Origin of the sequence: Janthinobacterium sp. UMAB-60, assembly GCF_900095235.1 — a bacterium.
GTDB lineage: Bacteria > Pseudomonadota > Gammaproteobacteria > Burkholderiales > Burkholderiaceae_D > Janthinobacterium.
Window position 1 is genome coordinate 29,983 of the sequence record NZ_LT607486.1, and the last position, 21,310, is coordinate 51,292.

A 21,310-nucleotide genomic window follows, 5' to 3' on the forward strand; every position below is an offset into this window, starting at 1 on the left:
CTGCTGGGACGCATCGAGCAAGCGATCGCGCGCCAGTTGCCGGCCACCGAATTGCTGGTGCAGCTGGCGGCCGCCTTCATGGCGCTCGCCGGCGAGCTGGAGATGGACGAAGGGGCGCCTTTGGTGCCGGTCAACGCAAGGCCTGATGCCGCCGCGCCGCTCGATGCGCCGGCCGCTGGCGCCTTGCTGCGGCAAGCCATCGCCAGCCTGGAAGGCGGACAGCTGGACGACGCCCTGATGGCGCGGATCGCCGCCATGCTGGCGCCGCACGGCCAGCAGCAGCGCCTGCAGGCGCTGGCCAGCGCCATCGACGACTTTGAATTTGCGCGCGCCGCGGACGTGCTGCGCCAGCTGCTGGCGTGGCTGGAGGCTCCCGCGCCGGCCGACCTTTCCTGATATTGGGCTAACGATGACTTTACACGAAGACAAACCGATCCTGCTGCTGGTGGACGACGAAGCGACGAACCTGCAGGTGCTGCGCCAGATCTTGCAGGATGATTACCGCCTGCTGTATGCCAAGGATGGCGACAAGGCGCTGGAACTGGCGCAGAACAACCCCGTCGAACTGATCCTGCTCGATATCATGATGCCCGCCATGACGGGCTACGAGGTGTGTCGCCAGCTCAAGGCCATGCCGGCCACCGCGTCCATCCCCGTCATTTTTGTGACGGCCCTGTGTGACGTGAAGGACGAGGCGGACGGCTTTGACGCCGGCGCCGTCGACTACATCACCAAGCCCGTCAGCCCATCCATCGTGCGCGCCCGCGTGCGCACGCATTTGTCGCTGGTCGATGCCGAGGAATTGCGCCGCTCGCGCCTGCAGGTGATCCAGACCCTGGGCCAGGCGGCCGAATACAAGGATAACGAGACGGGCATGCACGTCATCCGCATGAGCTATTACGCGCGCCAGCTGGCGCTGGCGGCCGGCTACAGCGCGGCCAGGGCGGAAGATTTATTGAATGCGGCCCCCATGCACGACGTGGGCAAGATCGGCATCCCCGACGCCATCCTGCAAAAGCCGGGCAAGCTCGATGCGGACGAATGGAACGTCATGCGCCGCCATGCGGAAATCGGCGCGGCCATCATCGGCGAGCACGCGGGCGGCCTGTTGAAAATGGCGCGCACCATCGCCCTGACGCACCACGAGAAATGGGATGGCAGCGGCTATCCGCAAGGCTTGAAAGGCGAGGAAATCCCCCATGAAGGCCGCATCGTCGCCATCGCCGACGTCTTCGACGCCCTCACCAGCGAGCGCCCCTACAAGCGCGCCTGGACGGTCGAAGAAGCGATCGCCACCATGCAGCGCGACAGCGGCACGCACTTCGATCCGACCCTGCTGGCGCTGTTCATCGAACAGCTGCCAGCCATGCTGGAGATCAAGGACAAGTGGCGCGAGCCGGCGTGAACTGGCTGCACGTTGCCCTGTCCCGTATAGTGGCGCCTTGACCTTCATCAGGAGATTGCCCATGGATTACCAGGATCGCCTTGCCGAGTATCTTGGGCAATGGTCACTGCGCACCGATGGCACGCCCTTGCACACGCACGCGGCCTGCCTGCTGCCCGTGCTGCGGAGCGGCCAGTCGGCCATGCTGAAACTGTCGACGGGCGGCGACGAACGGCGCGCTGGCGCCGTGCTGCGCTGGTGGGATGGTGAAGGCGCCGTGCGCGTGCTGGCCGTCTCCACGGATGGCGATGTGCTGCTGCTCGAACGGGCGATGGGTTCCCGTTCGCTGGCCACGCTGGCGCACACGGGCGAGGAGGGCGACGCGGCGGCCACCCGTATCCTGTGCGCCGTGGCGGCACGCCTGCATGCGCCGCGGCCCATGGCGCCGCCCCTTCCTTCCTTGTCCGACTGCTTCGCCGCGCTGGACGTCGCGGCGAAGCACGGCGGCGTTTTTTCCGCATGCCACGCCGTGGCGCGGGATTTGCTGGCGGCGCCGCAGGACAGCGTCGTGCTGCATGGCGACCTGCATCACGGCAACGTGCTCGATGGCGGCGGGCGCGGCTGGCTGGCCATCGACCCGAAAGGCTATATGGGCGAGCGGGGCTTTGACTTCGCCAATATCCTGTGCAACCCGGATGCCGGGCTGGCCACTTCGCCGGGCCGGCTGGAGCGGCAGGTGGGGCTGATAGCCCATGCGGCGCGGCTCGATCCCGCGCGCCTGCTGGCGTGGATCGTCGCGTGGGCCGGCCTGTCGGCGGCCTGGCACCTGGAAGATGGCACGCCGCCGGAGACAGCGCTGGCCGTGGCCGCTATGGCGCTGGGCGCCTTGCGTGCATGACAGTGCCTAAGGCAGGCTGTCCGGCAGCCGCAAAATCCGTCGTATCTCCAGAATCGCCTGCGGGCTTTCCTGCACGCTGTGCCACGAGGGGATGACTTTTTCCGACAGCGCGCCATCGAGGTGGGCGCTGGCGTAGGGCACCACGCCGTCACTCGATTGCGCCAGCGGCAGCTGCGGCGTGTCGTTGCCCATGATCGAGTAGTAGCGCACTTTCGGGCTGATGGGCAGGTCCGCCACCAGGCGCACGAACGGGTCCTTGTCGCTGAGGTTATCGATGCTGTTGGGGATGCGCAGCGGCTCGCTGCTGCCCGTGTCGAGCTGCGCCAGGCTGCCGGCCGCGTCCGACAGCTGGTCGAGCATGGTGATGGGCAAGGTGACGAGGTTGGCGATCCAGCGCGCCACCTTGTGGTTGGCGAACGAGGTGCCGCGGTGCGGCGCGGCGATGAAGATGGCGCGGTTGACCTGCGGCATGGCCGTGAAATTCAGGTAGGGCGCCAGTCCGGCGCGCACCTTTTCCGCCTTCTTGCCCTTCAAATGGTATTCTTCCGTGATGGCGTCGAGCAGGGTGTTGCTGGCGTCCGAGACCATCAGGCGCGCCAGCACGCCGCCCATGCTGTGGCCGATCAAGACCATGTCGTTCGCCGCAATCGCCCTGGCTGACGGGTCGAAATGTGCCAGCGTCGCGCTCAGCGCCTGGCGGATGGCCACGTTGTTGGCCGCCAGCGGCGCATTGCTCGGGTAGTACACCTGCCAGATCTGGTAGCGCCGGCGCAGCTGCTCGTCGCCTATCAGTTCATTCGCCACATTGATCCACGCTTCCGGACTGCTGGCCAGGCCGTGCAGCATGACGATGGTGCGCTTGTTCGGGTCGTAGGGCTGCATCAGGTGCACCTGCGGGCGCGAGATGCCGTCGGCGCGGCCGAACAGGGTGCGCAGCGCCTGCACGCCGAAGCCGGAACGGGCCAGCCACAGGCCATAGCCGGCCGTGAAGTTGGCCGCCACGGGCAATTCCTGGCCCGCCATGCGCGTCGATTCGCTGCGCGTCGGATCGACCAGCATCACCATCAACTGCTGCGTGGCCAAGACCTCCTGCAGGCTGTTGCCGTCGAAGCGGATCAGCGCCGTGACGACGGGGAAGCGGGTTTCCTGGTACGGCACATACTCGCCTTGCGACGCCTGGGGCTTGGGCATGACGGCCACCAGGTCGGCGCCGAAGCCGTCGCGCCGGTACACATTGCGCAGGCCGGAAAACGACAGCGAGGTGGCCGGCAGCAGTTCTTCGGGCAGAGTGCCGTCTTCGGGCAGGCGCAGGGCCGACAATTCGCTGTCGATTTCCCAGCCGGCGACGCGGATCACATGGCCGTCCGGGCGGTATTCGCCACGGTGGCGGAACAGGTTGCCGACGGCCTTTTGCACGGCATAGTTATAGTAGTCGCGGATCTGCGTCTGCCGTTCCTCGAAGGCGCGCTGGCCCGGCGTGCGCGTCGTGTAGAACAGGTAGGCGTAGGCGTAGCGGGCCGATTCCAGCCAGGCGGCCAGCAATTCGGCGCTGGGGTGGTCACCCTGTTTTTCTTCCGCCAGCGCGCTTTCCAGCCACAATTCGGACAGCGTGGCAAGGCGCTGCTCGTCGCTGAGCAGCTCGGAGCGGGCCAGGTCGGCGCGGCAGCTGCCCGTATTGGCTTCGCAGGCGGCGATGTCGCTGCCGATGATGCGCAGCACTTCGCTGGCCGAAGCGCTGAGTTTGCCCGTGGTGAGGATGTCGCCGCGCCGTTGCTGCAGGTAGTCGGCCGGCGAGATCGCGCTGACGGTGACGGCGGCGCAGCCGCTCAGCAGCGCAGCCGCGCACAGCAGGGCGCCCAGGCGCAGTCGCCGCATCAGCGTGGCCGGCATCTCAGAACGAATAGACCAGGGTCAGCGACGTCTGCGTATCCGTGTTCTTCTTGTCGTCCGGTACGCGCGTGTCGTTGCGGGCGCTGAAGGCGGCCTTCATCTGCATGGTGCCGTTGATTTTCGTGCTGAGGGACGTTTCGGCGATGGAGTGGGTGTTCGAGGTACCCCGTTCGACGCTGAGCGTCTGTGAAAACATCGCCGACTGGCTGATCTTCCACTTCATGGCGGCCGCGCCGCGCACCGTCAGGCCGTGCTCCGATTCGCCCGTCTCGTTGGTGCCGCTGAAATAGCCAGGACCGAATTCCACGTCGACGCTCTTGTCGCTCGACTGGTACCAGCGCGAGCCATGACCGACGGCCAGGGTCGAGTACTTGGTGTAGGCGCCGAATTTGTCGTTTACGTGCGAGGCCAGCACGAACAGTTTTTCATGGTCGGCCATCAGTTTGTAGGCGGCCTTGGCGGAAGCGGAAAAGCGCTCGGCCGAGCGTTCGCGCACTTTCTTGCCATCGTCGTTGGTCGTTTCGTCTTCCTTGAAGTAGCCGCTGAAGATGTACTGGTTGCTCCAGTCGTCGAGTTCCTGGCGCGCGTCGATCTTGCCCGTCACCGAAGTGCCGACCGTATTGCCCGAGGTGGTGATGGCGCCCAGTTCGGCGGAGGTGCTCCAGCTGCCGATGGGAATTTCATCGAACAGCATGGTTTGTTTTACGTCTGCGGCGGCGGCGCTGCCGCAGGTGATGGCCATGGCCAGCGCCAGTGCGAGAGAGTGGGTCGATTTCATGGCTATATTTGTCTATGGCGCGCGCCGGGCGTGCCTGCTGTTCGTTAGTGGCGGTGGTGGCGATGCAGGCCGCGGCAATCGGGGCGGCGCCGATAAAAACATGCGTACGTGCGCGCGTGCGGGCGCGGCCAAACATTGTCGAGGCCGTATTGTACCCGACCCCGCCATCGTTTGCCGCACGCGACGGGGCTGGCAAGTGGCGCGCGTCTGGCGTATGCTGCGCCTATTTGCTGCCTGATCTTTACAAGGAATCTCCCGTGCGCTGCCTGGTCATCGAAGACGAAGCCGAAACTTCCCGCTATATCTGTGCCGGCCTGCGCGAGGCGGGCCACGACGTCACCGCCTGCGACAATGGCATCGACGGCATGCGCCTGGCCTGCGGCGAGGACTGGGATGCGCTGGTGCTCGACCGCCTGCTGCCCGGCGAAATCGACGGCCTGGCCATCGTCGCGCGCCTGCGCGGCATGGGCCGCAACACGCCCGTGCTGGTGCTGTCGGCCCTGTCCAGTGTCGACGAGCGCGTGCGCGGCTTGCGCAGCGGCGGCGACGACTACCTGTCGAAACCGTTCGCCATCGCCGAACTGCTGGCGCGCATCGAAGCGCTGCTGCGGCGCGCCGCGCCCGTGCCCGAATCGACGCAGCTGCAGGTGGCCGATCTGGTGCTCGACATGCGCACCATGCGCGTGACGCGCGCCAACCGGCTAATCGCCCTGCAACCGCGCGAATTTCGCCTGCTGGAATACCTGATGCGCCACCAGGGCCAGTCCGTCACGCGCGCCATGCTGCTCGAAGCCGTGTGGGACTACCATTTCGACCCGCAGACGAACGTCATCGATGTGCAGGTGAGCCGCTTGCGCACCAAGGTGGACAAGGAGTTTTCGCCGCCGTTGATCCACACGGTGCGCGGCGTCGGCTACACCCTGGGCGTGCTCGATAGTGCGTAACTTGCACCGCTCCATTGCGGCCCGCCTGGCGCTCGGCTATGGCGTGCTGGTGGTCGTCTCGATCAGCATCGTCTGCGCCGTATTCTATTTCGGCACCATCGGCGTGCTCGATCGCAGCGTGGACCGCAAGCTGACCCTGCTCTCGGAGCGCCTCGCCGCACTGTACCAGCAGGGCGGCAGCAGCCGCACGACGGCGGAAATCGCCCATCTGCTCACCGACCGCACCGACAGCGACACGGAGATCTTCTTGCTGGTGGATGCCGATGGCCGCCGCGTGGCGGGCAATCTGTCGTCCTGGCCCGACACGGCCAGTCCCGTGGGCCGCCTGCTGCACCGCGACGTCACGCGCGAAGGACGCAGGGTGCCCGCGCGCATGTTGATCCGCGACCTGGCGGGCGGCGCGCGCCTGTTTGTGGGGCGCGACATGGAAGAGGGCAAGTCCATCAGCACCCTGGTGCTGCGCTCGCTGGCCTATGGCGGCGGGGTGGCCATCTTGCTGGTGGTGGCGGGCGCGTGGCTGTTCCGGCGCCAGCTTGAGGCGCGCATCGGGCAAATCCGCCGCACGGCGGGGGAAATCGAGGCAGGCGACCTGAGCCGGCGCATTCCCGTCTCCAGCGAGGATGAATTCGGCTTGCTGAGCCGCGACATCAACCGCATGCTCGACCGCATCGAACACCTGATGGAAGGCGTGCGCCACGTCTCGAACGCCATTGCGCACGACCTGCGCACGCCGCTGGGCCGCATCCGCAACAAGCTCGATGGCGCCTTGCGCCAGCAGCAGGGCGTGGCCGGCTACGCGAGCGCGGCGCAGGCGGCCATCGACGACATCGACGACCTGACGCGCGTGTTCGACAAGCTGCTGCAGATCGCGGCGGCCGAATCGGGCATGCGTCCCGAGAATTTCGACGACATCGACCTGCAGCTGATCGGCGCCGACATCGTGGAAATGTATGAGGCCACGGCCGACGAGCAGGGTGTGCTGCTGGTGCAGATGTATGGCGACAGCGTGCCGGCGCGCGGCGACCGCAACCTGCTGGGCAGTGCGCTGGCCAGCCTGGTCGACAACGCCATCAAGTATGCGGGTCCGGGCGCCACGGTGGAAGTGTCGGCCGGCAGCGATGCGCAGGGCAGCTGGCTGGCCGTGCGCGACAACGGCCCCGGCGTGCCCAGGGAAGAATTGCCGAAGCTGACGCAGCGTTTTTACCGGCTCGACAAGAGCCGGCATTTGCCCGGCAATGGCCTGGGCCTGTCCATCGTGGCGGCCATCGCCGCCCTGCATGGGGGCAGCCTGGATATCGAGGATGCGGTGCCGGGCCTGCGCCTGCGCCTGCGGCTGCTGCGCTAGCGTGGCTAAACTGCACATTACCAACTTGTAACCCCCTTCATTTTCACCTCCCCCTATCATCCGCTTTACCCGGCATAGAGTGGCTGCGCACGCGCAGCCGCTTTGCGCCGGGCTGCTTGCGGCCGTCGCCGCGTCCCGTTTATCCAGACCCGTCGTAGAGCCGTTCGCATGCATACTTTTACCGCCATTGGCGACAACGCCGCGCCGCAGCAGCCAGTACTGCGCCAGCATGGCCACCGCCTCAAGGCCGCCCTTGGCGCGCTGGTCTTTCCCGTGCAGCGCGCGCGCTGGCAAGCCTTCATCGCCGGCACGCCGGGCCTGGCGGCGCTGGCGCAAGCCCATCCCAGTCTGGTGTACAAAATCTACCGCCCCTACGCCAGCCGCCAGTTTGCTTGCGCGGCGAGGGTGGAGCTGCTGCACGGGCATTACCGCTTCCTGTGGCAGGCGGGCGCGCGGCCGCTGGTGGAATACGCGGCGCGCCGCGCGCTGGTGCTCGCCACCATCGAGGGCAAGGATGGCGCCACCTACCGCTTGCAGCTGACAGCCATTCACGACAGCCACCGCGAAGGGGAGCTGTGCCTGCGCCTGACGCGCGACGGCGTGTCGCTGTACCTGGCCAGTTTCCTGTTCCGGCCCCAGCCCGGCGGCGCCGCCATCCAGCTGGGCGCCTTGCAGGGCTTGCGCTCGCCCGCCGGCGCGCAGGCGGTGAAAGACGCCACGCGGGCGCTGCATGGCTGCCGGCCGAAAAACCTGATGGTGGCCGCCTTGCGCGACCTGGGCGACTTCTTCGGCTGCGGCCATCTGCACCTGGTCAGCAATGCCAACCGCATCGCGCTGAACTGGCGCCGGCGCCGCCACATCTCGTGCGACTACGACCTGGCGTGGCAGGAACTGCATGCGCTGCCCACCAGCGACGGCAATTACCTCCTGCCATGCGGCCCTTGCCGGATGCCGGACATCGAACTGGTGCCGTCGAAAAAGCGGGCGGACGCGCGTCGCCGCGGCGCCATGCTGCTGCAGCTGGCGGCGGACATGCGCTGGCAAGTGGCCGCCCTGTTGCACGCGCAATGAAGGCGCGGGGCGGTGTTTCTTGACCTGCGCGGCTTTTTTGCCGGGCGGCCCGGCGCAAGCGGCGCGATCGGCGTATACTTGTTGGCGTTGTTAACCCGAAGCCAGTCACCCCATGCCAGCACACTACCCAACTTCGCGCATGCGCCGCCTGCGCGCGACCCCGCAACTGCGCGAGCTGTTCCGCGAGACCGAGATCAATCCGCGCGACCTGGTCCTGCCGATCTTCGTCGACGAAGGTTCCAGCGATTTCATCGATATCAAGTCCATGCCTGGCGTGCGCCGTATTCCCGAAGCGAAGCTGGCGCAGGAAGTCGAACGCTATGCGCGCGCCGGTTTGCGCTCCGTCATGACCTTCGGCATTTCGCACCACAAGGACAGCCATGGCACGGACACCCTGAACCCGGACGGCCTGGTGGCGCGCATGTCGCGCATCATCAAGGACGCCGTGCCGGAAATGGTGGTCATGTCCGACACCTGCTTCTGCGAATACACGGACCACGGCCATTGCGGCATCCTGCATGGCGATACGGTCGACAATGACAGCACCGTGCTGAACCTGGGCAAGCAGGCCGTCATCGCGGCCCAGGCGGGCGCCGACATCATCGCGCCATCGGCGGCCATGGATGGCCAGGTGGCGGCGATCCGCGCGGCGCTCGACGCGGCCGGTTTCCACGACACGCCCGTGATGGCGTATTCGACCAAGTTCGCTTCCGGCCTGTACGGCCCGTTCCGCGACGCTGCCGGCAGCACCCTCAAAGGTGACCGCAAAACGTACCAGATGGACCCGATGAACCGCCGCGAAGCGATCCGCGAGTCCTTGATCGATGAAGCCGAAGGCGCCGACGCGCTGATGGTGAAACCGGCCGGTGCCTACCTGGACATCATCCGCGACCTGCGCGAAGTGACGCGCCTGCCGATCGGCGCCTACCAGGTCAGCGGCGAATACGCGATGATCAAGTTCGCCGCCCAGGCGGGCGCCATCGACGAGCGCCGCGTGGTGCAGGAAACCCTGGGCGCCATCAAGCGCGCGGGCGCGGACATGATTTTTACGTATTTCGCGATGGATGTGCTGAATAATCCGTATTAAGCATTCCCGGCGTTTTTCTCACCCCGAAAGCAAATTCCGGGGTCGGACCCTCAGGGTCCGACCCCAGTATTCACGCCGTTGGGTTTATACAGCTTATCCATGCCCCTGAAAATCTCCCGCATCCTGCACGCCGGCTATGTCTTCGAATGCGAAGACACGGCCATCGCCTTCGATCCCATCGTTGAAAATCCGTTCAGCCGCAACTGCCACGCGTTTCCGTCCGTGCGCTTCGACCTCGACGCCGTGCGCCGGCTGCGCTGGGATGCCGTCTTCATCTCGCACTTCCACGACGACCACTGCTCGCTCGACAGCCTCGATGCGCTCGACCGCGCCACGCCCATCTATTTGTACTGCGTCTTCGACGAACTGTTCGCGATGCTGCGCGCGCTGGGTTTTACGTCCGTCGAGCGCCTGCACGTCGACGCGCCCGTGCGGGTGGGCGCCATCGAGGTGATCCCGCGCCGCGCGCTCGATGACGATGTCGACTCGCTGTTCCAGGTGCGCGCGGCCGGCCTGAATGTGCTCAACGTCGTCGATTCCTGGATCGGCCCCGAGACGTTGGCGCAGCTGGCCGCCTTCGCGCCCTGGGATCTGGTGCTGTGGCCATTCCAGACCATGCGCGAGATCGCCGTCATCGCGCCGTCGCAGGCAGTGCAGGGGCCAGTCGAGCTTCCCGACGACTGGATTCCCCAGCTGCGCGCGCTGGCGCCCCGTTACCTCGTGCCCAGCTCCTGCCAGTTCGTGCAGGAAGACTGGTCCTGGTACAACCACGCGATGTTCCCGATCACCTACCGCCGCTTTGCCGATGAAATCGGCGCCGCGCTGCCCGATGCGCACATCTTCCGCCTCGACCCGTCGACGGCCGTGCTGCTCGACGCGCACGGCGTGAGCAGCGCCGAACCCTTGCCCTGGGTGATACCCGTCGGCCCGCAGGACGTGGATTTCGACTACCGCCCCGATGCGCTTGCGCCCGCCACGGCGGACATCGCCCGGCGTTTCGCGCCCTTGAACGATGCCGATGCGGCGCTGGTGCTCGATTTTTGCCAGAACGGTTTACTTGAACGCTACCGCGACATGGAACTGCCCGAGGACAGTTACTTCCAAAGTCCGCGCCTGTGGCGCCTGGCCCTGTACGGCCACGACGGCGCCGCCACCGTCCTGCATTACCGCACGCACGGCGACTTGATCGACCTGGTGCCCGCCACCGGCGAGGCGCCCAGCTGGACGACGGAAGTGCCGCTGGTGAAATGCCATGCGGCGCTGGTGCTCGGTGAATCGCTGACCTCGATGTACATGCGCATCAACGATGGCCCTTTCGACGCGGCCACGCGGGCCGGACTGGAAGAGGCCGACATCGTCGACGACCCCTTGATCCGCTGCCTGTTCAACGACGCCATCGGCGCCTACCAGGCGGCGCAGCTGAAGCGCCTTTTGGCGCGGCCTGAAGGAAATGGCGCGACGCGGTAAGATAGCTGTTTCTGAATGAAGAGGAGCGACACCATGGCACAAGACAACGAGACCGCGATCCTGGCCGGCGGCTGCTTCTGGGGCGTGCAAGACTTGCTGCGCCGCTATCCGGGCGTGCTTGCCACGCGCGTGGGCTACAGCGGCGGTGACGTGGCCAACGCCACCTACCGCAACCATGGCACGCATGCGGAAGCGATCGAGATCATCTTCGACCCGAACACCATCAGCTACCGCAAGATCCTGGAATTGTTCTTCCAGATCCACGATCCCAGCACGCCGGACCGCCAGGGCAACGACCGCGGCACGAGCTACCGTTCGGCCATCTTTTACACCAGCGACGAGCAAAAAAAGGTGGCTGAAGACACCATCCGCGACGTCGACGCCTCCGGCCTGTGGCCCGGCAAGGTGGTGACGCAAGTGGCACCGGCCGGCCCGTTCTGGGAAGCGGAAGCGGAGCACCAGGATTATCTGCAGCGCTTGCCGCACGGCTATACCTGCCACTACATCCGGCCGGACTGGGTCTTGCCGCAGCGCGCGCAGTAGAGGATACGGGCATGCGTTACTGGCGCGTCGAGCGGCGGCAGGCGGAAGGGCAGCTGGATCTGGGGCGCGCCCTCGATCTGCTGGCCGCCATCGGCCATGCGGATGTCAATGCCATGGCGGGCGCCATCCTGAAAACGGCCGGCACGGCCGCCTCCATCGCCCAGTGCACGATCTTTGCCTATGAATTCGGCAACCGGCCCCGCACGGTGGCCGTGGCCGACCGGCGCGGCGGGCGTTTTTTGCAGGATATCGCGGACAGCTACGCGCGCCATTACTATGCGCTCGACGGCAATCAGAGCGTCATCGCACCTGCCCGCCAGCCGAAGCTGGACCCCGCCATCGTGCTGCACCAGCAAGCGAGCGACGAGATCGACCATCCCGGCTATCGCGCCGTCTGCTATCTAAAGCCGAATGTCTCGGACCGGCTGTCGCTGCTGGTACAGCCGGCCGGCGACATCTGGCTGTCCGTCAATTTTTACCGCGACAGCAGCCAGGGCCAGTTCCAGCCTGGCGAAATCGCCGCCATCGAAACCCTGTCGCCGCTGTTCGCCCATGCCGTCAAGCATCACTACTGCCTGAACGGCCAGCCGGCGCAAGGCGTCGCGCCCATGATGCTGGCAAGGTTGCGCCAGCATTGTCCCGCCTTGAGCAAGCGCGAACTGGACGTGCTGCGCTGCGTGCTCGAAGGCCTCACGGCCGTGGAAATCGCCGAGACCATGGGCGTGCAACCGTCCAGCGTGACGACTTACCAGAAACGCGCCTATAAGCGCCTGGGCATTTCCAGCCAGCGCCAGTTGTTTGCCTTGTGCATGGCGCCAGCGCCTGTCTAGTCCCTTGGACGTAGGGATGGCTCCGCCTTTTTGACTGTTTTCGCCGCGAAATGTCCCCAAAATGGGGACAGGGTTCGCGGCGCGCGTCTGCATACTGTGTTGCAAGCCGGGATCACCCGGCCGCTCTCACCCAACAAAATCAACAAGGGGAGGGCGACACCTTATGGAGACAAGCATGACCATCGCCCCAGCGGTTCCCCCCGCCCACGCGCCCGTTTTTGACGCGGCCGCCAATCAACTGGAACAGCAGGTGATGCGCAAGGTATCGCGCCATTTGCTGGGATTTTTGTTTCTGCTGTTCGTGTTTTCCTTTCTTGACCGCATCAACATCGGCTTCGCCGGCCTGACCATGATGCAAGACCTGGGCCTGTCCGGTACCCAGTTCGGCTTTGCCACGACGCTGTTTTACATCGCCTACATCGCCTGCAGCATCCCCAGCAACATCGTGCTGGCGCGCATCGGCGCCCGTAAATGGATAGGCAGCATGATGATCGCCTGGGGCCTGGCCTCGACGGCGACCCTGTTCGCCAGCGGCCCGGCCAGCCTGTATGCGTTGCGCTTTTTAGTGGGCGTGACGGAGGCGGGCTTCCTGCCCGGCATGCTGCTGTACCTGACCTACTGGTTTCCCAGCGCCTACCGGGCACGCGCCAATGCCCTGTTCATGATCGCCATGCCCGTCACGGCCGCCATCGGTTCGGCCCTGTCGGGCCTGATCCTGGGGCTGGACGGCCACTGGGGCTTGAAGGGCTGGCAATGGCTGTTCTTGCTCGAAGGCATGCCTTCCGTGCTGCTGGGCCTGGCCGTGTACGGCTACCTCGACGACTCGCCCGCCAAGGCGAACTGGCTGGGCAAGCTGGAACAGCAGGTGCTGGCGCGCATGCTGGCGGCCGAGCACAAGCCTGATACGCCCCGGCAAAAAGTCTCGGTGCTGGCGGAAATGTGCTCGCCCACCGTGCTGAAATTCGGTCTCGCCTATTTTTGCCTGGTCAACACCCTGGCGATGGTGGCCGTGTGGACGCCCTTGATCGTAAAAAGTTTCAATAGCGGCGCCAGCAACACGCAAATCGGTCTGCTGGCGGCTATTCCGCAAGTGTGCACCGTGATCGGCATGGTCCTGTGGGGCCGTCGCTCGGACCGGCTGCAGGAGCGCCGCTGGCATATCGTCTGGCCCATGCTGCTGTCGGCCGCTGGCTGGCTCTTCACGGCCTATTCTGGCAATCCCGTCCTGCAGTTGCTGGGCGTGTGCATGGCCTCGACGGGCGCGTATACCGCCATGTCCGTCTTCTGGACCACGCCGGACCGGGCCCTGAGCCTGGGCGCGCGCGCCATCGGCATCGCCGTCATCAATGCCACGGGCAATATCGGCTCGGCCCTGAACCCCGTCGTGGTGGGCTGGCTGAAGGATTTCACGCACAGCTTTGCCACGGGCTTGCTGTACGCCAGCATGCTGCTGGTGGCGGGCGCGGCCATCGTGCTGACCCTGCCCATCGCGCGTGGCGGTAAAACACATTCTTGAAGAGGAACCCATCATGAGCGATACATTCCATCCTTATCCCCATGTGCCGAAAGTGTATCCGCCCGGCAAGCCTGCGGGCGCCGGCACGCAGCACGTCCCCGTGCTGATCGTCGGCGGCGGCCCCGTGGGGCTGGCCACGGCCCTGGGCCTGGCGCGCCACGGCGTGCGCTCGGTGCTGATCGAGGCGGACGACGGCGTCTGCACGGGCAGCCGCGCCATCTGCATTTCGCGGCGCAGCCTGGAAATCATCGACCGCCTCGGTGCACTCGACGGCTTTATCCGCAAAGGCTTGCCGTGGGCGGGCGGACGCAGCTTTTACCGCGCCGAAGAAGTGCTGCACTTTACGATGCCGCAAGACGCGCAGCAGAAATTGCCACCGATGGTCAACCTGGCGCAATACCATATCGAGCAATTCCTGCTCGATGCGGCCGAACGCCAGAGCGAGCTGATCGATATCCGCTGGCAAACGCGGGTGACCGGCGTGGAGCAGCGCGCCGATGGCGCCAGCGTGACGGTGACGACGCCGGAGGACACCTACAAAATCGAGGCGGACTGGCTGGTGGCGGCCGATGGCGGGCGCAGCGCCGTGCGCGAGGCGCTGGGCCTCAAATTGCAAGGCACCAGCTATGAAGGGCGCTATGTGATCGTCGATATCCACCTGAAGAGCGAGCGCCCGACGGAGCGCCTCGCGTATTTCGACCCGCCATCGAATCCCGGCTCGACCGTGCTGGTGCACAAGCAGCCCGACGATATCTGGCGCATCGATTACCAGCTGCGCGACGACGAGGATGCGCAGGCGGCCGTGCTGCTGGAAAACGTGGCGCCCCGCGTGGACAGCCTGCTGGCCATGATGGGAGAAACAGCGCCATGGCATCCCGTGTGGATCACCATCTACAAGGCCAACGCCTTGACTCTGGAAAAATACCGGCATGGCGCCGTGCTGTTCGCCGGTGATGCGGCCCACCTGGTGCCCATCTTCGGCGTGCGCGGCGCCAATTCCGGCATCGACGACGCGGACAACCTGGCCTGGAAACTGGCCTACGTGGTCAAGGGCCAGGCGCCGCAGGCCTTGCTGGACAGCTATTCGGACGAGCGCGTGTACGCGGCCCATGAAAACTTGCGCCACGGCACCAAAAGCACGGAATTCATGGCGCCGCCCACGTTCGCCTTCGAACTGATGCGCACGGCAGTGCTGGGCCTGGCGGGCAAGCATGCGCATGTGCGCTCGCTGATCAACCCGCGCCAGACCAGCGCCATCGCGTATGCGCAGTCGCCCCTGAATGCGCCGGACACGGACGGGTTTTCCGCCGGCCCCGCGCCGGGCACGGTCTTGCCCGAATGCCCGCTGGCGCTGCCGCACAACGGTGGACAAAAAGCGGGGTATATTACCGATCTGGTGAAGCGCGACGACGGCCATTTCACGGGCCTGTATTTCAGCGAAGATGGCTGCGTGCCTGCCGGACTGCTGGCGCTGGGCGACAGCTTGCCGTTGACGACCGTGGCGATCAGCCGCAGCGGGGAGCAAGGGTGCGCCTGGGACCACACGGCGCAGGTATGCTCGCTGTTTGACGCGCAGCCCGGCACGTTTTATCTCGTGCGCCCGGATGGGCACGTGCTGGGGCGCTGGCGCGAGGTGAGGGTGGGGCAGGTGGCGCAGGCGCTGGCGAGGATATTAGCGAGTTAAGCCCAACGGCAAATTCCGGGGTCGGTCCCTTCGGGAGCGGTACGCGCCCCATTGGGGCGTGCACCCCCGCAGGGTCCGACCCCAGCTGTTTCGCCTTTCGGGTTGAAAGGCCGAATGTATTACATCAGGATCAGGAGACAACATGACCGACATCGAACTCGATAATTTATACACGGAGCTGTGCCACACCATGGGTGGCCTGGGGGAACAGCGCTCGCCGCTGTTCCTGGCCCGCTTCGCCTTGCTGGCCATGGGCGCCATCGGCCAGGCCGACGTGGTGCAGGGCTTGCTGCGCGACGCGGCAGACGGCCTGGCGGAGAACGCATGACGGGCGCCGGCTACCAAAGCGGCTTCGGCAACGAATTTGCCACGGAAGCCATCGCCGGCGCCTTGCCGCAGGGGCAGAATTCGCCGCAGCAAGCGCCCCTGGGCCTGTATGCGGAACAACTATCTGGCACGGCCTTCACGGCGCCGCGCGCGCAGAACCGGCGCTCGTGGCTGTACCGCATCCGTCCCGCCAGCCAGCATCCGCCGTTTACCTTGCTGCAAAATACCCGCATCGTCAGCGATTTTCACGCCATGCCCCCCACGCCGCCGAACCAGTTGCGCTGGGACCCGCTGCCGCTGCCCGACAGCAGTACGCCGGTCGACTTCATCGACGGCTGGCAAACGATGGCAGGTAACGGCAGCGCCGAAGCGATGAGCGGCTGCGCCATCCACGTGTATGCGGCCAACCGCTCCATGCAGCGCTTCTTTTACTCGGCCGACGGCGAATTGCTGGTCGTGCCGCAGGAAGGGCGGCTGGCGATCGCCACGGAACTGGGCTTGATCGAGCTGGAACCGCAGGAGATCGCGGTGATCCCGCGCGGCGTGCGCTTCCGCGTGACCCTGCCGGACGGCCAGGCGCGCGGCTATGTGTGCGAAAACTTCGGCACGGCGTTCCGTTTGCCCGACATGGGGCCCATCGGCTCGAATGGCCTGGCCAACAGCCGCGACTTCCTCGCGCCACACGCGGCCTACGAGGATATCGACGGCGAGTGCGAACTGCTGGCCAAGTTCGGCGGCCATTTGTGGCGCACGACCCTCGACCATTCGCCGCTGGATGTCGTGGCCTGGCACGGCAATTACGCGCCGTACAAATACGATTTGCGCCGTTTTAACACCATCGGCTCGATCAGCTACGACCATCCCGACCCGTCGATCTTCCTCGTGCTGCAGGCACCCAGCGAAAACCCGCTGATGGGCGCCATCGACTTTGCCATCTTCCCGCCGCGCTGGCTGGCCGCCGAGCACACGTTCCGGCCGCCGTGGTTCCACCGCAACGTGGCCAGCGAATTCATGGGCCTGATCCACGGCGTGTACGACGCCAAGGCGGCCGGCTTCGTGCCGGGCGGCGCCAGCCTGCACAACTGCATGTCCGGCCACGGTCCCGATGCGCAGACGTTCGAACGCGCCTCGCACAGTGACACGTCCCAGCCCGTCAAGGTGGCCGACACCATGGCCTTCATGTTCGAGACGCGCACCATCCTCAAGCCCACGCCGTTCGCGTTGGACGGTGGCTTGCTGCAGAGCGACTATTTCGAGTGCTGGCAAGGCTTGCGCAAGCATTTCGATCCGAACCCGCTGTGATCCCTTGGCTGCCTGGCAATAATCGTACGGCCCATATTGCCAGGCGTGCTCTACAATTACGGAATAAGAAACTGTCGGCGCACGTGCGCCGCCTTACTCCGTAGTTGAAGGGAAAAATAAGCCTGTGACTTCCAAGCCGATCAAGATCGCCGCCACCGTCGTCGTGGCTCTCGCCGCTGGGGCCGGCATTTACACCTACACTCGTCCGGCCGCCACCGCCACGCCGGGCGCCCCGGCTTCGGGCAGCCCGGCCGCCGCGCCCCAATCCGCTGTCAATACGGCCGCCGTGGCCAGCCAGTTCCGCGATTTGCTGGGCAATTTCCGCAAGATCATCGTGCTGCTGGCCGACGAGCAAAGCTTGCCCGAAGGCGCGCGCGACGAAGCGCGTAAAGTGGGGCAGGCGCTTTTCCATGAAAACCAGGAACGCATCGCCAAGCTCGATCTTGCGCTCGATCAATTGACGGCACCCACGAATCCGGGCCGCTTCGAGGCGCTCGACAGCCTGCTCACGTATATCGAATCGGACCCCGGCCTGTACGACGCGGACCGCCTGGCTTTCCGCGAACTGCTGCAAAGCATGCTGGCCGACGTGGCCAAGGATTCCTCCTTGCCCGCCATCAAGCTGCACAAGCGCATTTCCGAAGACCTCGATGCGCTGGGCGAGATCGAGCGCAATTACGAGAAGGAAATCCGGCAAATCTTCGGTAATCTGGGCCAGCGTTCCATCGAACTCAAGCGCGAGCGCTGGGACGATTACGTGGCGCAGCTGAAAAAGCTCTACAGCCGCGAGCAGATTCTGAAGGAAAACGGCATCGTTGTGCCGTATGCTGTTCCTCCGGCCGGTTCCGTACCAGAGGCCAAGCCGGCGCCGAAGAAGGACGAGGCGGAAATCTTCGGCCTGGGCTTGCCGAAGAAAACCATCGTGCTGACCTTCGACGACGGCCCGCACCGCCGCTACACGGAAGAGATCAGTGCCATCCTGAAACAGTATGGCGTGCCGGCCGTGTTTTTCAACGTGGGCCGCAACCTGGGTTCGCTCGATGCGGAAGGCCACGCCAAGCTGGGTGCGGGCGCGGAAGTGAGCCGCAAGCTGATGAAGGAAGGCTATGCCGTGGGCAACCACAGTTTCAGCCACGCACAATTGTCGAAACAGACGGGCGACAAGCTGAAAGGCGAAATCCTCGGCACCGACACTTTACTCAAAGCCATCAGCCCCGAGCGGGCCGCGTTGTTCCGCTTTCCGTATGGCGCGCGCAACAGCGAAGGCATGGCCGCGCTGGCCGATGCGCATCTGAAATCCGTGATGTGGAATATCGATTCGCTGGACTGGGCCGACCCTGTGCCCAGCTCGATCACGAACCGCGTGCTGGCCTCCGTCGACAAGGCGGGGCGCGGCATCGTCCTGTTCCACGACATCCATGAACGCACGGTGAAAGCCTTGCCGGCCGTGCTGGACAAGCTGATCGCCGAAGGCTATCAATTCGCGGGCTGGGATGGCACCAGCTTCCAGGTGGCAAAAAGCACGGCGCCCGCGCCGGAAAAAGTGCCCGTCACCACGGGCTACGCCAATTCCTGGGCCGTCGTGATCGGCATCGACGACTACGCCAAGTGGCCGAAACTGCAATATGCGGTGCGCGATGCGCAAGGCATCCGCGAAACGCTGATCGAAAAATTCGCGTTTGCGCCCGAGCGCGTCGTGACCCTGAAGAATGGCGAAGCGACGCGCAACAATATCCTGGCCGCCTTCCACGACAAGCTGGCCCACGGCGGCGTGCAAAAGAATGACCGCATCTTCGTCTTCTTCGCCGGCCACGGTGCCACGCGCAAGCTCAGCTCCGGGCGCGACCTCGGCTACATCGTGCCCGTCGATTCCGATCCGGCGCAATTCGCCACGGATGCGATTCCGATGACGGAAATCCAGAATATCGCGGAAAGTCTGACGGCCAAGCACGCGTTCTTCGTCATGGATGCCTGCTACAGCGGCCTGGGCCTGACCCGCGGCGCCGGTTCCAGCTCTTTCCTGCGCGACAATGCCAAGCGGATCGGCCGGCAAATGCTGACGGCCGGCGGCGGCGACCAGCTGGTGGCCGACGGCGGACCGAACGGCCACTCCGTGTTTACGTGGACCCTGCTGCAAGGCCTGGCGGGCAAGGGCGACCTGAACGGCGATGGCCTCATCACGGCCACGGAACTGGCGGCGTATGTGGCGCCGGCCGTCTCCAGCGTCTCGAACCAGACGCCCGCGTTCGGCAGCTTGCCGGGCTCGGAAGGGGGCGATTTCGTCTTCGAATTGCCGGGAGAAACGGAATTCCTCAGCCCGAACACGACGCAGCTGTCGACGGAAGCCATCGCCCTGAACAGCAAGCTCGACGCCAAGCCGCAAGCGGCCAGCGTGACGGTGAAGGATTTGCAGGGCGGCGAACAGAAGATCGTCACGCCGGGCGCCGTACCGACCTCCACGCGCCAGCTGGCGCAGCGCGCCAACGACCGCGGCTTGCAGCTGTACAAGGAGAAACAGTATGCGGCGGCGGAAGCGCAATTTACGGAAGCGCTGAAATTGCGACCCGACTTCGCGCTGGCGGCCAACAACCTGGGCTTTGTCTTCTACAAGCAGGAAAAATACCGCGAAGCGGCCCGCTGGTTTGAAAACACGGTCAGGATGGACCCGTCGCGCGCCATCGCCTATTTGAACCTGGGCGACGCCTATGCCAAGGCTGGCGATGCCGCCAAGGCCAAGGCCGCGTACAAAACCTATCTGGAACTGGCGCCAACGGCGTCGACGGCGCCGGCCGTGCGGCAAAAGATGGAGAAGCTTTAATTTTGCCCATGGCCCACGTGTTTGCCTGCAGCGGCCGCTTCTCCAGTTGGGAAGCGCTGCAGGCCTATCTGGCGCCCACGTACACGGAAGATGGCGATGGACTGCCGTCGCCATTCTTCCTGGAAACGGGCCTCACGCAGTACGAGCCAGCTTGCGTCGAGAGTGCGCTGTTGCCGTCGCCCGCGCCGCTGGCAGAGCTGCTCGACGGCGTGTCGTATGGCGACAGCTGGCTGGCGCTGGCGTGTGCGGATGCGCAGGGCTTGCTGGCCGATACGGTCGTCTGCGTGTTTGCGCCGAATCAACTGGCGCACCCGCAGCGCAGTTCGCTGCATTACGTGGGCAGCTACGCCTGCGTCGGTGGCTGACCGCCGTCCCCGCGTCCCTCGTGCAATAGTTTGTTGATGCTGGCCAGCAGGCTGGTACCCGAGGTGGTGATGAAACGGGCACCGGCCGCCTGCGCTTCCGTGCTGTAGCTGGCGATCGTATCCTTGCTGCAATACACGATGATGGGCAGCTCCGGCTGCACTTGCCGAACCTCGCGCACCGTGCGCACGCCCGCATCCTTGATCCTGCGGCCGTTTTCCACCCTGGCCATGTCCGTGATGAACAGCGCGTAGTGTTTCTGTTGCAGCATGGCCAGCGCCTGGCGCGTCGACACGGCCTGGTCCACCTTGATGTTTTCCCGTTCCAGCTGTTCCACCAGCAAAGTATTGTTGCGCGGATGGTCGTCCAGCCACAGCACCAGGCTGGACGGCTTTTGCGCCGTCGGCACGCCGGCCAGGGCCGTGGCGGCGGCGCCGCCATCGGGCGGATGGGCCAGCAACAGCTGCGTGATGGCTTCCTGCATGTCGTCGAGCGACTTTTGTTGCAGACGGCTCAGCTCCGTCACTTCGATTTCCTTGCCGCTTTCCAGGCGCACCGACTCATTTTTGACGAGGCTGTCGGCGCGCTTGATCATGATGGACAGGTAAATGCGCGTGAGCAGGTAGCCGATCAGGAAACCATGCACGGAAAAGAACAGCATGATGCCGCCCACCATCGCCATCGCCGTGGGCGTGTCCGTGGCCAGGCTGGGTGCGATGAAGGCGGCCATGCTGCGCGCGCTGCCGGGCAGGCTTTTGAGCTCGATCAAACCCACGCCCACGATGATTTTCGTCAGCCAGTCCGACACTTCCACCAGGTTGGAATTGATTTCCATGGGCGTCGGCGTGCCCAGGAACAATGTATTGCTGGGGTTGCCGGCCGCCGCCTCGGCTCCGGCGGCGGGCGGTTCGTCCGTGGGGCGGCCCTTGCCATTGGCCCGCTCGTCGGGCGGCGCGGCGTTGACGGTGCCCGATGGCAGGCTGCGCGGGATGCCGAACAGAAAGCCCAGCAGCATGCCGCTGACGCAAAAGCCCAGGCTCCACAGCAGGGCCGGTACGGCATG

The 21,310-nt window shown here is 65.4% G+C and carries 18 protein-coding genes and 1 pseudogene; 16 read left to right on the plus strand and 3 right to left on the minus strand.

Annotated features, from left to right (window positions below; genetic code table 11):
• From K0F86_RS10040 to K0F86_RS10050, 3 genes and pseudogenes are all read left to right on the plus strand, one after another.
• Positions 1-396: pseudogene (locus K0F86_RS10040) on the plus strand (histidine kinase); the annotation flags it as partial.
• 13 nt (positions 397-409) lie between these two features.
• Entirely contained in the window at positions 410-1,405 is a 996-nt protein-coding gene (locus tag K0F86_RS10045) for an HD domain-containing phosphohydrolase (protein WP_219134261.1), read from the plus strand.
• Positions 1,406-1,466: 61 nt separating this feature from the next.
• Entirely contained in the window at positions 1,467-2,282 is an 816-nt protein-coding gene (locus K0F86_RS10050; RefSeq protein WP_219134262.1) for an aminoglycoside phosphotransferase family protein, read from the plus strand.
• Positions 2,283-2,288: 6 nt separating this feature from the next.
• On the opposite strand, the gene K0F86_RS10055 is transcribed toward K0F86_RS10050, so the two are convergent.
• On the minus strand, positions 2,289-4,157 hold the full coding sequence (locus K0F86_RS10055) for a triacylglycerol lipase (RefSeq protein ID WP_219134263.1): 1,869 nt from the start codon (positions 4,155-4,157) through the stop codon (positions 2,289-2,291).
• A gap of 16 nt (positions 4,158-4,173) precedes the next feature.
• Positions 4,174-4,950 (minus strand): YdiY family protein, encoded by a 777-nt coding sequence (locus K0F86_RS10060; protein WP_219134264.1) that lies wholly within the window; start codon positions 4,948-4,950, stop codon positions 4,174-4,176.
• 257 nt (positions 4,951-5,207) lie between these two features.
• Between K0F86_RS10060 and K0F86_RS10065 the strand changes: the two genes are divergently transcribed.
• The 13 genes from K0F86_RS10065 to K0F86_RS10125 all read left to right on the plus strand — a co-directional run bounded on the left by K0F86_RS10065 (position 5,208) and on the right by K0F86_RS10125 (position 20,249).
• Positions 5,208-5,894 (plus strand): winged helix-turn-helix domain-containing protein, encoded by a 687-nt coding sequence (locus K0F86_RS10065; protein WP_219134265.1) that lies wholly within the window; start codon positions 5,208-5,210, stop codon positions 5,892-5,894.
• The gene (locus K0F86_RS10070; protein WP_219134266.1) at positions 5,887-7,239 is read left to right on the plus strand and encodes a cell wall metabolism sensor histidine kinase WalK; all 1,353 of its coding nucleotides are present in this window, start codon (positions 5,887-5,889) and stop codon (positions 7,237-7,239) included. The genes K0F86_RS10065 and K0F86_RS10070 overlap by 8 nt, the downstream gene beginning before the upstream one ends.
• Positions 7,240-7,407: 168 nt before the next feature.
• The gene (locus K0F86_RS10075; protein ID WP_219134267.1) at positions 7,408-8,310 is read left to right on the plus strand and encodes a DUF535 family protein; all 903 of its coding nucleotides are present in this window, start codon (positions 7,408-7,410) and stop codon (positions 8,308-8,310) included.
• A gap of 112 nt (positions 8,311-8,422) precedes the next feature.
• Positions 8,423-9,397 (plus strand): porphobilinogen synthase, encoded by a 975-nt coding sequence (gene hemB, locus K0F86_RS10080; protein ID WP_219134268.1) that lies wholly within the window; start codon positions 8,423-8,425, stop codon positions 9,395-9,397.
• A gap of 99 nt (positions 9,398-9,496) precedes the next feature.
• The gene (locus tag K0F86_RS10085) at positions 9,497-10,864 is read left to right on the plus strand and encodes an MBL fold metallo-hydrolase (protein WP_219134269.1); all 1,368 of its coding nucleotides are present in this window, start codon (positions 9,497-9,499) and stop codon (positions 10,862-10,864) included.
• 33 nt (positions 10,865-10,897) lie between these two features.
• Positions 10,898-11,407: a peptide-methionine (S)-S-oxide reductase MsrA gene (gene msrA / locus K0F86_RS10090; protein ID WP_219134270.1), complete on the plus strand. Its 510-nt coding sequence runs from the start codon at positions 10,898-10,900 to the stop codon at positions 11,405-11,407.
• A gap of 11 nt (positions 11,408-11,418) precedes the next feature.
• Complete coding sequence (locus K0F86_RS10095; protein ID WP_219134271.1) at positions 11,419-12,237, plus strand: helix-turn-helix transcriptional regulator; 819 nt, start codon at positions 11,419-11,421, stop codon at positions 12,235-12,237.
• 175 nt (positions 12,238-12,412) lie between these two features.
• Entirely contained in the window at positions 12,413-13,753 is a 1,341-nt protein-coding gene (locus K0F86_RS10100) for an MFS transporter (protein WP_219134272.1), read from the plus strand.
• Between the two features lie 13 nt (positions 13,754-13,766).
• On the plus strand, positions 13,767-15,437 hold the full coding sequence (locus K0F86_RS10105) for an FAD-dependent oxidoreductase (RefSeq protein WP_219134273.1): 1,671 nt from the start codon (positions 13,767-13,769) through the stop codon (positions 15,435-15,437).
• Between the two features lie 142 nt (positions 15,438-15,579).
• Positions 15,580-15,765 (plus strand): hypothetical protein, encoded by a 186-nt coding sequence (locus K0F86_RS10110; RefSeq protein WP_219134274.1) that lies wholly within the window; start codon positions 15,580-15,582, stop codon positions 15,763-15,765.
• Positions 15,762-17,066: a homogentisate 1,2-dioxygenase gene (gene hmgA / locus K0F86_RS10115; protein ID WP_219134275.1), complete on the plus strand. Its 1,305-nt coding sequence runs from the start codon at positions 15,762-15,764 to the stop codon at positions 17,064-17,066. The genes K0F86_RS10110 and hmgA overlap by 4 nt, the downstream gene beginning before the upstream one ends.
• Before the next feature lie 124 nt (positions 17,067-17,190).
• Entirely contained in the window at positions 17,191-19,884 is a 2,694-nt protein-coding gene (locus tag K0F86_RS10120; protein WP_219134276.1) for a polysaccharide deacetylase family protein, read from the plus strand.
• An 8-nt stretch (positions 19,885-19,892) separates the two neighbouring features.
• Positions 19,893-20,249 carry an immunity 22 family protein gene (locus K0F86_RS10125; protein WP_219134277.1) on the plus strand — a complete coding sequence of 119 codons (357 nt, stop codon included), beginning with the start codon at positions 19,893-19,895 and terminating at the stop codon, positions 20,247-20,249.
• Here K0F86_RS10125 and K0F86_RS10130 read toward each other — a convergent pair.
• Positions 20,228-21,310: response regulator (locus tag K0F86_RS10130; protein WP_219134278.1), on the minus strand; the 1,083-nt coding region annotated here is incomplete at its 5' end. The two genes, K0F86_RS10125 and K0F86_RS10130, sit on opposite strands and share 22 nt — an antisense overlap.